General features: G+C 61.5%; 7 protein-coding genes and 2 pseudogenes. 1 reads left to right on the forward strand and 8 read right to left on the reverse strand.

The window, feature by feature from the left end; all coding sequences use genetic code 11:
- Nucleotides 1–2,145: 2,145 nt before the first annotated feature.
- Complete coding sequence (locus IC50_RS42170; RefSeq protein ID WP_162131539.1) at nt 2,146–2,340, forward strand: hypothetical protein; 195 nt, start codon at nt 2,146–2,148, stop codon at nt 2,338–2,340.
- Nucleotides 2,341–2,452: 112 nt separating this feature from the next.
- Here the strand turns inward: IC50_RS42170 and IC50_RS34150 are convergent, their stop codons facing one another.
- From IC50_RS34150 to IC50_RS34185, 8 genes and pseudogenes are all read right to left on the reverse strand, one after another.
- The gene (locus IC50_RS34150; protein ID WP_011084436.1) at nt 2,453–2,689 is read right to left on the reverse strand and encodes a DUF2274 domain-containing protein; all 237 of its coding nucleotides are present in this window, start codon (nt 2,687–2,689) and stop codon (nt 2,453–2,455) included.
- Between the two features lie 5 nt (nt 2,690–2,694).
- Entirely contained in the window at nt 2,695–3,897 is a 1,203-nt protein-coding gene (locus IC50_RS34155; protein WP_035715616.1) for a TrbI/VirB10 family protein, read from the reverse strand.
- Entirely contained in the window at nt 3,894–4,928 is a 1,035-nt protein-coding gene (trbG, locus tag IC50_RS34160; RefSeq protein WP_028144223.1) for a P-type conjugative transfer protein TrbG, read from the reverse strand. The genes IC50_RS34155 and trbG overlap by 4 nt, the downstream gene beginning before the upstream one ends.
- Entirely contained in the window at nt 4,925–5,608 is a 684-nt protein-coding gene (trbF, locus tag IC50_RS34165) for a conjugal transfer protein TrbF (RefSeq protein WP_028144224.1), read from the reverse strand. The genes trbG and trbF overlap by 4 nt, the downstream gene beginning before the upstream one ends.
- Before the next feature lie 93 nt (nt 5,609–5,701).
- The gene (gene trbL / locus IC50_RS34170; protein ID WP_085974107.1) at nt 5,702–6,757 is read right to left on the reverse strand and encodes a P-type conjugative transfer protein TrbL; all 1,056 of its coding nucleotides are present in this window, start codon (nt 6,755–6,757) and stop codon (nt 5,702–5,704) included.
- Nucleotides 6,712–7,989, reverse strand: a pseudogene (locus IC50_RS34175) (SAM-dependent methyltransferase); the annotation flags it as partial. The pseudogene IC50_RS34175 and the gene trbL, both read right to left, overlap by 46 nt.
- Before the next feature lie 184 nt (nt 7,990–8,173).
- Nucleotides 8,174–10,291, reverse strand: a pseudogene (locus IC50_RS34180) (ParB/RepB/Spo0J family partition protein).
- 105 nt (nt 10,292–10,396) lie between these two features.
- The gene (locus tag IC50_RS34185; RefSeq protein ID WP_014498063.1) at nt 10,397–11,359 is read right to left on the reverse strand and encodes an ArdC family protein; all 963 of its coding nucleotides are present in this window, start codon (nt 11,357–11,359) and stop codon (nt 10,397–10,399) included.
- Nucleotides 11,360–11,598: the final 239 nt, after the last annotated feature.

Genomic DNA, 11,598 nt, shown 5'->3' on the forward strand with positions numbered 1-11,598 from the left:
AGAGAATGGCACGAAGATAAGGGTGGAGGGGATTCAGCCACGCAGTCTTCTTCCCTTCCAAAGTATTGCTGATGATTGATCGGAAGCAGTGCGGGCGCGACCCGGTGCCGTTTGGTTGCGCTGGAGCAGGCGCTGTCCCTACCCACCCGCCAGTTGAACTTAGCAGAACTTGGCTCGGCGCTTATCTCCCCGCGGACACACAGGGGCAGCGCTCTGTCCCTGCAGCTAACCTGCTCCAAACTCAGCTTCAAGCGGCGGCAAGAAGCTGATCGGGAGCTTATCGCCAGCGGACCGAGTGAAACCGCCAAAAAACGAGAACTAACTCGTGAGTTGGAAGCAGTGCGAACGCGGTTCGGCGCCTGACGGCCTGGGGCATCATGAGGCACTAACCCTGCCGCATCCGCACTGCAATGAGCTTAACGGAAGCGTAACTCAGCACATGGTGGTCCTTCAGCTCATGCGCTGTCCCTGCCACGCTCCCGTTAAACCCAACGATTCTTTATCGAGCCTGGCTTACCGAAAGCTGACAGACCTGCGCAGCAATTTACAACGAAAGGCGTCCTATGTGGCCGCTGGCAGTTGAGAGCAATTACGACGTTTACGCCTCAGACAATAGCCATTCGGCGCGCTTGCGATCAGCGGCAACCGCTCCGCGCTAAACGCCCGTGGCGTTCAGTTGGTCAAGCTCCACGTTGGTTTGTCGTATTGAAGACGATTGTGCCCGTTTCTCAAAATGCGTTACCAAGCTCCATCAGGCCCATCAGCGAGGCGCAAAGCGAACGGAAAGCAGCGGATGCGGCTCGGCGCCCATATCCATCCGGGGAGGGTGGACAAATGCGCTATCTCTGCCGCATCCGCTTCGCCGGCGAGCCAGGAGCGACATGACTCGGCACCTCCCATGGAGGAAGGAAGGCGCTGTCCCTATCAAGCGCCGCTGGCACAGTAGTCAGCCTCGGGGAGCACAAGGCTAGCCACCCGGCTTTCCCGTGAGGCCCGTCGCCTCAGGGTACAGCGGGACTTTAGCGACAAGGCGGCCTCGGGAGACCTACCAGCATTGGTGGTCATACACACTTAATCGAGAAACTGTTGGTCAAACTTGAAGACCAAGCGAGTTCAGTGCCTAGTGCTCCAGAACGATCAGGCGGCGCCAGGGGCGCCGCTTTCTCCCCATATTTCTGTTTCAGCTGCCGCAAGGAAAAAAGACCGAGCGCACCCTACAGCGTTGGCCAGCCGCAGCATTTCGTCACAACGCGGATGGCGAGCAGGGATGTCCTGCCGTCATGAAGCCGCCCGAGTTAAGAACGGCAACAAGACTTTGGGCAGCTCGCCGATCAAGCGGAGGGCGTTAGCCGCAAGGCTGACTCTTGGATCATCGCTGAACGGTGCGATTGTTTCCAGCGTCGTGAAACGGGCGTGCTGGACGGCGCATTCCTCGTTCTGTTCGAGCATGATCCGCAGTTGAGGTGCACGATGGCGTCTTCATTGGGAAAGATGGCGTCCCCCCTCGGTCCGACGAAGTGCATCTCTACCCCTTCGCGGGTCTCGAACTTCTTGCAGCGGCGGGTCCTTCCGGGCCCCCCTACGCGGGTGACCCGCGACCACTCGACTTTGCTAGATATAAAATTTCAAAAGGCACTTTCTGTTCTCGGATCGGCGTGGAACCCAGGGGTGGGCCTGCTCAGGAAAAAAATCCGGTCGGCTATTTTTGAGCCTGAAATTGATGTCTTCGTCCGTTCGTCATCGGGCGGCGCCAAGTGCGACCGAAACACGCTCGAAAGCATCTATACCAATTGAGACCGTATGGCTCCCAATCGGAGCCTCTATCCATGATCGTTATCGGCCTCAAGGGCCTTATCGGGGCGGCAAGACCACCGTGACCCGCATCGAAAGCCACGGGTTTGTACGCGGCCGGTTCGCTGGCGCGCTGAAGCGACATGCTGCGCGCCTACCCACATTACCGGCGCTGCGACGAAGCCACCATCGAACGCATGATCGACGGCGACCTGAAGGAACAGCCGTTGCCCTAGCTCAGCGGCAAGTCGCCCCGGCCGGCTGCCCGCTGACGGCCCAAGAGCTGCGAAGCTACGCAAATACGCCAACGCACGTCGTCGAGATAGCGCTGGCAAAAAAGCTGACTGAGGCGCCGTGGGCAACGCAGTCGACGAGGATGTCGGCGAGACGCTCCAATCGCTTATCGACTTCGTCGGCGCCGATGCGCCGTACCAGACCTTGTTGCGGGTGGCCAGTCTAAGATCCGAGCTGTTACAGCGGCGTTGGCGATTAAGCTACGCGTTTCGTCTTTCATCTGATCCAACGAATATGACCGTTTTTGTGCCATGAATGATAGAGCCGCGACGAAGAGGGCCCGACTACCGCCAGTCGCCTGAAGCTCATTTTTCAACACTGGCCATACGATGATGCGACCGGGACCATGACGTCATCTAGCGAAGCTCTATCCGTTCTCTACGAGCCGCCGAGTCTGCCGCCGCGACTTCAGGAAGCCGCGGTCGGTTGCCATGAACTTGAAGAGCATGGGCGAGATAAGCTTCGCTGGGTCAACCATCTGTCCACTTTGGGCGGATAGTAAATCCGCATAAGCAAGCAGATCGCGATGTACGCTTGCGGGTAGCTCCGCAGTGATCTTTACCGGTTTGTCATCTGGAACGGCAGCAATTTTCAACTTCGACACAACATCTACCTCGCGTAAGGCTGAAAGATCAGATCGCGATTCACGATCACGCGGATCGGGAAGCCAGGACGTACCGTCAGCGTGGGCTGGATATTGAGACCGCGCCGAACTACCTGCTGTCCAGTTTGGTTTAGAGAGTCCGAGGCGCCGTGACGCAACGCCTGGATAATTGCGCTGTCGTTGCTGTTAGTGTCCGAGCCGGCACCCAGTTCCGTTCCGACGGCGAGAAACGTCGATAGTGCCGCAGCCTTGAAGAGTTCGCCCCAGTGATTGTCCACCTGGTCTTCTAGGCCAGCATAGCCAGCGGTGTCAGCGCCAGGCTGCCGCTCGAGAACTATAGAACGTCCATTCGGCATGATTAGCCGGGTCCAGACGAGCAGAACGCGAGACTGGCCGAAAGTGACCTGGCTGTCGTAGATGCCGATTAGACGCGCTCCCTGAGGCACGAGCAGAAAGCGACCGGTCGGCGTGTCAAAAACATTCTCGGTTACCTGCGCGGTAATTTGGCCTGGCAGGTCCGATCGGATCCCGGTGATCAGCGCCCCTGGAATCACCGTCCCGGCCTGCACGATGTATGGTGAAGCGGGCCTGATGACACGGTCAGGGCTTACCATGCGACGGTCCACGGAGGCATTCACGAAGGCAAGCTTGCGGTCCTGGCCGTTTTGCGCAGATCTATCCTCGCCAGTGCTCGTTGCGCTTGGTGATGCGAGGCGGTCGCCTCCAACCGCCGCAGCGGTGGGCGGACGCGCTCCTTCATTGGTCGCAGCGAACAAATGGCTGATGCGGGCTGCCTCAGTCTCTTGATCCCGGCGCTGCTGGTCTGGATCAGTGCCGATCGTCGGCGACTGGCCTTGAGCAGCAAGTATTGGTCGACCGAGGTCGCCGGGAAGCGGCGGACCAAGCTGCGGGATTGGCTGGCGCGGAACGCCAGCATAGTCCTTCGGCAGCGTCGTAATACCGTCGGCAACATTGTGGTGGTCGGTACTGTAAAGCTCATCGGCCGCTTGATTGCGGGAGCGATTGTTCTGCAGCGACCACAGCACCGCTCCGCCGATGACAAGCAGGGCAACCGCGCTCCCGCCGGCCAAGACCTTCCGCGACAACCGCGTCACGCGCGTGTGCTCTGCTCTCAAGCGGAAGCTCTCGGATGGCTCCACTTGTGTCTCCGGCGGAATAGCTTGCTCGTTTACATTCCGAGAGTTCATGACGACGGCCTCCCGCCGGTTCTGACAATCCTGACCTTCTTCTGGTGCTCACCACCAAGCCGCAGTTCGGCGGCAGCAAACAGCCGATCGACGATCAATACATTGCCGTCAGCGCGATAGTTGACGAGTTCGGTCTTGCCGTCTGGACCGATGACAAAGAGCGGAGGCATCTCGCCCTGCACGATGCCTTGCGGGAATTCGACATAGACCTTGCGGCCATCGTCATATGCGGCGAGCGGTCGCCAGGGAGGACTGTCCCCTTCGATGGCATAGCGGGAGATGCGCTGCGCCGGGTTCGGAAGAGCGGGTTTCAGAGCGACCGAACGCCATCGTTCCCGTGCGGTTTCAGGATAGTACCAGGCAACAGACGGCATGTATGGCCGTTCGCGGGATCGGAGTTCGATCAGGTAGGTGCGCCGGTCAGTGTTGACCACTAGGTTGGTTTCGATCGAAGCTCGGGTCGGCTTGACCAAGACATGGACGCGCCGTGTATCGCCGCTGCCGCTCTCGGTATCGCCCACGACCCAGCGTACAGTATCTCCGGCCGCGATCGGCCCTGATCCCGTCAACTGTTCTCCCTCCTCGAGCGCGATATCTGTGATCTGCCCCGGCGCGGCGTAAATCTGATAGAGCGCCCCGGGACTGTAGGCGTAGATTTGCGCAGCATTGAAATACCCCCGCTTGCGCGGTTCGACCCTGGCCGCATTGTTTGCCATCTCAACCCGGCTCACCGGTTCGACCTCTTCCTTCCCGGCCGACTTGCCTCCGAGAGCCGGCTTCCAGAGCGGCGGAACGTGAAGCGGTCGCAATCTGTCGTCGAGAGCCACGGGCGTCGCCGGCAGCGGAGGAACTTCAGTGTCATAGCTGATCTCCGGCGGAATGTATGTCGCGCACCCACCGAGCACGGACGAGCAAAGCATAAGAGCGGACAGAAGTGCACGCTTCGCGCTCACGAACCCGGGCCAAGTCGAATTGAGCCTGTTTTGCTGAATGGAACATTTCGAATGAATGTCAGACGGCGTCTTGGTCACTGACCCAACTCCTTTGACCAGTTGATGGCGCGGACATAGACGCCAAGAGGATTCTTGCGTAGGCGCTCGGCTTCGCGCGGCGTCTCGATCACGATTGTAAGAATTGCAGTCCAGCGCTCGGTCGAGTTCAACGCGCCATTGTCGTAGATGCGCTGGGTCCATGCGACCCGAAAGCTTTCCGACGACGCACGAATGACGCTCGAGACCTCGACAGAGATTTGCGCCTTACCCAGCTTGGCAAAGGGGTCGTTGCTGCGCGCGTAGTCGTTGAGCGCAGCGGCGCCGCGATCAGTCGTAAAATCATAGGCCCGCAGCCAGTTTTGGCGCAGAACGATCCCGTCTGCCGGTAGGCCTCTGACATCCTCGATAAAGCGTGCCAGATGATAGGCGATCTGCGCATCAGTGGGCTGATATTCAATGTTGGCCGGCGCAATCCGCTGAGCCTGACCGAGATGATCGACTTCGACCACCCACGGCGTGATCGAGCCCTGACTCGATTGCCAGACAAGGCCACCTGCGAGACCGGCTGACAGCGTCAGGCAGCCAAAAGCCATCAGGCGCCAGCTCTTGGCTTGCACGCGCGCTGATCCAATGCGTTCGTCCCAAACCTGCGCGGCCTTTTGATAAGGCGTAATCGGCTCGGGCATGCGCCCGTAGTGAACTGATGGCCGTTTGAACATCGATGGTTGCCCCTGATATCAAGTGATCGGTTTCAAGTCGTGCGATGGAATGGTTTGAGGCGCTGTGTGTGCGGCGGAGATGCAGGGTGCGTCTCAACGTTCTCCCTCGGACAAATCGACGGAGGAACCGCTACCACCATGATCGCCCGAGCGGACGGCGTGGCCAGCGGCCGAGGCACCATGCCGGATGGTCTGAGCACGCTTCATGCGGCGAGCCCAATCAGGCTGCCCTTCAGCCGGCGCGCTCGTGCCCTGCTCGCCCGCTTGGCTACCTCCGAAGGCAGCCGCTGCTCGACGCAAAGGACTCGTCGCAGCCGAAGCGCCAGCCTCCGCGACGCCGGCAAGGCCGCCGCTTCGATAGGCGGCTGTTGCTCCGCTGATGACAGCGCCGCCACCGCGCGCGCCGCCTGCAATCGCACCACCAGCGAGACCGGCACCGCCAGCGGCAAGTCCCGCGCCAGCCGCAACAATGCCGCCAGCAGCAAGGCCTGTTCCAATCGTGGCTCCGGCGCCGAGTTGGGGGCCGCCCGACACCAGGCCGTTTGCGATACCCGGACCGAAGATACCGAGGCCCAGCAAGGAAAGCGCCGCGAGCACCAGCGTCATCGCGTTTTCGATGGTTGGCTGTACACCGCCGAAACCTGCGGTGAACTGCGAAAACAGGGTGGAGCCGATGCCGACGATGACGGCCAGGACCAGGATCTTAATGCCGGAAGATATGACGTTGCCCAGAACGCGCTCCGCCGCGAAGGTGGTCTTGCCAAACAAGCCAAAGGGAATGAGCACGAAGCCGGCCAGTGTCGTGAGCTTGAACTCGATCAGGGTGACGAAGAGCTGGATCGCCAAAATGAAGAAGGCGAGCAGCACCACGACCCACGCGAACAGGAGAACGACGATCTGGACGAAATTTTCGAAAAAGCTGATGTAGCCCATCAGGTTGGAGATCGAATCGAGGAGCGGTCGGCCGGCATCAAGTCCGACTTGAGCGATCTTTCCAGGTCTCAAGAAATCCGATGCGGAGAGGCTTGCGCCTGATGCTTTCAGGCCAAGACCGGCAAAGCTCTCGAAGACGATGCGCGCCAGACTGTTCCAGTTACCGATGAGGTAGCCATCGCCGCCGACTGCACGAGCTTGGTCGGATGTGCACACGATCCGGGAATACGGATCGACTGCAATCCGAACTCCTCATAGAGCGCATCGGTGAGGCGGGCGCTTTCCGGCGGCGACCATTCGACGATCTTGTACGCAAGCTGCACACCTTCTGGCGCGCTCCCCGAAGTGGATGAGGGGCTGGGTGCAATGGCGCCGGCCGATCGGGAGATTGCAGGGCGCCTAATGACGTCGGCTACGACCGGCGCAGTGACGGGCAACCTCGGGGGCGCATGCTGGGTGACCCACTCGAGCAAGGCGGGGACATCGCCGGCCATGCCTTGCGAGGTGGGAAATGCCTTCGGATCGGCAGCGGGTAACTTGTCGATGACGAGCAGCCTCGTGTCCGTCTGAGTGCCGTGCTTGGCGTAGACGGCGCCGTCGATCGCGGCAGAAAACACGACCCGTCCGCGCTCCTGGAGGCGAACAAAGGCCTCTAGCCACGCCGGGTTATCCGGCGCAAGGCCCGCGCCAGCGATGGCGACGAGGCGTCCGCCATCGCGAAGACGCGCGAGCGCCGAAGCGATGTGCCGGAAGGCGGCGTCCGCCATTCGTCGATCGACATTCGCCACCGCGGAGAACGGCGGGTTCATCAGAACGACGCTCGGCACAACGCTCGCGTCGAGGTGGTCATCGATCTGAGCAGCATCGAACCGCGTGACGTTAACATCCGCGAATAGATGCTCGAGCAATCCCGCCCGGCTCTCGGCCAACTCGTTCAACACCAAGTCGCCGCCGGCGAGCTCGGCAAAGATGGCGAGCAAACCGGTCCCGGCAGAGGGCTCCAGAACGCGATCGGCGGATGTAATGGCGGCTGCGGTGCATGCAATCAGCCCAAGCGGGATCGGCGTCGAGAATTGCTGAAGCGCCTGACTGTCCTCGGAACGCCGCGTGTGGGTCGGCAGACGGTTCGCGACTTTCGCCAGCATCGGCAGCATGGCGGCCGTCGAGCCAGCCCTGGCCCGTATGGCCGGTCCGAACTTACGAAGGAACAGAACGGTTGCCGCCTCGCAGACGTCATAGGCGGTCTTCCAGTTCCAGGCGCCGGCCGCGTCGGAGGCGCCGAACGCAGCCTCCATGGCGCTACGCAGAACAGCGGCATCGATGCCCCTACCGCGTTCGAACTCGGTCAGGAGCTGTCGCGCTGCCCTGACGGCGGCGGAGGTGAAAGTTGCAGCGGCGCGCAACGAAAGCGGCGCGGCGGCAGCGCCGCCGACGAGAGATTCGGTCATGGCAGGAATTCTTTCGGAGAGCAGGAAGGGGTCGAACCGCCAGGCGCTCTCCTCTGACCTGGACGGCTCAAACCCTTCCCGGCCCGCTCTCCCTCTCAGACCTCGGGCATAAAAATAGGGACCGGCGCCGCACGCCGGTCCCCCGCGCTACTGCGGGACGGCCGTGCCATCCCGCTCCTTAATTTCATTCAGCCGCGTCGAGCTGTGCGGATCATCGTCGCTGGCGTTTTCCTGATCCTCATCGTCGGCGAGGAATTCGGGCAGCCGGCCCGCTTCGCCCTCCTGCCCCACTGGCGCTGCATCGGGATCGACGAGACGCAGCGGCTCCGGCAACCAGCCTGAGCCATCCAGAAGGCGCTCGGCCTCCTTGGCCATGTCGGCCTTCTTAAGATGGTCGATCAGTTGAGCCGACGACTCGCCCTTAGCCTCCCGTACGGCCTCCAGAATGCGCGGCTTGGTGACCCGGCCGAGATAGTTGTCGACGGAGGGCTTCCACCCTGCCTGCACCATGTCTAGCCCGACCGCCCGCGCCAGCACATCAGCGCGGTCGAGACGCGTGCGGACGCCGTGTGCTGAGACGCGAGCCTGATTGTAGCGATTGGCCGGCTCATAGACGGCATTGACCGCAAAAGATGCACAGTGGGCGAACAGCGATGCTTGTGCACCACCATCGAGAGCCGTTAGCGCATCCCAAAGATCGTTCTCCCTCTTCGGCAACCGCGCCTTCCAGGCCTCGTGCCGCGCCTCGACAGCCTTGGCGGAGGCGCTTTCCCTCAGCCCCGGAGCTTGGGCAGGAAAGTTCGGCGTGCGAAGGCCGATCTCTAGACAGCTTCCGGATGACGCGAACCGGTAAAAGGCCGTCAGCACGAAGTTGTGCAGCACCGCCTGGAACGCGATCGCAGGATTTTCTGCCAGCGCGTCGCGCAATGCCAACGTGCGATGCGCCGTCAGCTCGGTGATCAACCGATCCGGCAGAGGCCTGGCCGCGTCGTCATCTTGTTCTTCGGCATAAGGCGCACTACCCGCGACTGCGATGACCGTGCGCTGGACTGAAGTGCTGGGCTCCTTCCCTTCGTTCGACGACGGATCGGCGGCCTGCGCGATATCAGGATCGGTTGCCGGCACTTCGTCCTCAGGCCGGACGTAACCACGATACACGCAGAGCCGTCCTTCGGAATCGATGCTGATGAAGACACCAGCCCGGGCGATCTCCGCCGGATCGTAAAGCATCGGCCGGTTCTCGAACGCCGCCAGCGCCGACTCGATTTCGCCGAGGCGCTGATCGACTTCTTTCGGGCAATTCGTCGGCATCCTGGTATTCGGTTTCAAGCTTGGCTTGCTCGGTGTTCAGGGCATCGATGGTGGCCCGCTCTCCAGGCGAGAGATCGACAGATTTTCCTTCGATTTTCCGGAGGCCTTGTGTGTGACCGTAGGAGAACTCTACGGCGACTGAGATCCACTTCCAGCCCTCGGCAGCAATCGTCTCAGCTTCGGCTTTGAGTTTTTCGATCACGAGGCGGTCGAGCAACACGATATCCTGAAGCCAACCGCCGTCGTCGTGCTCGAACAGATCCCGCAGAACGCCGCCACCCGCCTGCTGATAGGCGTCGAGGCCCACGAATTGCGCCCGGCGATCGGACCCGCGCACTGTGTTCTCGGTGAGCATGCGGCGGATCTGGTATGGCTCGTCATAACCGGAACGGCTGAGGTTCTCCCAGACTTGCTCCTGGCGGGCGTGATCCGCAGTAACTGAGAACGCCATGAGCTGCTCGAGCGTCATGCCGTCTTCGGCATAGACGTCATGCAACTTCGGCGAGACCGACGCCAGGCGCAGGCGCTGCTTGACGATCGCAGGGTTCACGAAATGGCGCGCGGCAATGTCTTCCTCACTCATGCCGAGATCGCGGAGCGTCTGGAAGGCCCGAAACTGATCAAGCGGATGCAGGCCGACCCGCTCATCGTTCTCCGCCATCGAATCGTCCTCGGCAAGGCCCCCTTCGCGAACGACGCACGGCACCGCCTGCGTCCTCGACATCCGCTTTTGTTTCACCAGGAGCTCGAGAGCGCGATAGCGCCTGCCTCCCGCTGGTACCTCGAACATGCCGGTCTCGTTGCCATCAGGATCAACGACGGCCCGGACACTTAGACTTTGCAGAAGCGTACGCTGCGCGATGCTCTCGGCTAGCTGCTCGATCGAAACGCCGGCCTTGACGCGGCGAACGTTCGATTGGCTGAGCACGAGCTTGTTGAAGGGGATGTCCCTTGAAGGCGACAGCGTGATCTTTTGTACGGCTTTCGTCATTTTGGCTCTCCACGACGGGCGGCCGTGAGACTCTCTCTCGGCTTCCAACCCGTCGCGAATAGCGCCCCCTCCTCTCACTCTTGCGCGGCGACAGGAGGCCAAGCATCAAGCCGTCTCGTGATCGGCAACAGCCGAATCCAGCGACGCGTGCTCAATGGGCTCGGGAATGAAGCCGAGCAAATAGTCCGCGGCCTTGCTCGCCTGTGAGGCGGCACGCACGATAGCCCGATTGTCTTCGCGCAGGACTTCGAGCCAGGAGCCAATATAGTCGGCATGGCGCACGGTCGGGACGATCCCGAGCGACGCGCAGCTGAACGCGGAGCTCAACTCGGCGACCAGTTCTTCGAAGGCATATTTCTTGGTGCCATAGGATCCGCTAAGATCGCGGTTGAGGCGCGAGCGATGTCCGGTCGCGTGGCCGAGTTCATGCAGCGCGGTGCGGTGCCAATTGATCGGCTCGAAATAGGCCTGCGGCGGCGGGACCTGCACGAAGTCTTCGGCCGGCGCGTAGAATGCGCGATCGCCACCAATCCGAAATGTGATCCCGGTGGCCCTGATCAAAGTTTCCACGGTAGGCTCGATCAGACCTGGCGGCGGTGGCGGAGCCGCGGTCGCGATCTCGCCGGGGAGTCCGTCGCATTGGTCCGTGTTGAAAACGGTAAATCGCTTGAGAAATGGAATGGCCTGCGCTTCGTCGCCGGTCTCGGCGGCGCGCTGTTTCTCATCGCGCGGCACGAAACGGTCGGCGTAGACCACCGCGGTGCCACGCTCCCCCTTGCGCACATAGCCTCCAAGCGACAGCGCCTGCCGGAACGTGAGCCAGCTTTGACCGCTGTAACCATGCTCGATCGTGCTTCCCCAGAGCAGAAGGACGTTGATCCCGCTGTAGGACCGATCGGTCGAAGCATTTTTCGGGATGGCCAACGGCGCTTTCGCCGCGGCCGTACCCCACGGCTGAACCCAGGGGACGCGTCCGGCCTCAAGCTCGACAATGATCTTGTCGGTAATTTCGTTATAGAGGTTCGCCCGGTCTTGGCCGGCGCGCGCGCGAACAGTAGGATTTGACATCGCGGTTCTCCGCGACGGGCGCCGCGAGCCACTCTCGCAGCTTCTAACCCGTCACGAAAAACCCAGCCTGCACTCTTACTCTCAGACTCTTCGCAATCTGCCAGGCTGCAGGCCTGATCAGGCGTGCGCCAGGGGCGCATCGCCTTCGAGAGATGGCACCCGCAGGAGCGTGAGCATAGCGACGCCGAAGGCGGCACGCGAGACCGAGTGCGGCGACGAGACCGGTTCAATAGCGGCAC

The organism is Bradyrhizobium genomosp. I (2014) (genome assembly GCF_000261685.1).
In the GTDB taxonomy this organism is placed as follows: domain Bacteria; phylum Pseudomonadota; class Alphaproteobacteria; order Rhizobiales; family Xanthobacteraceae; genus Bradyrhizobium.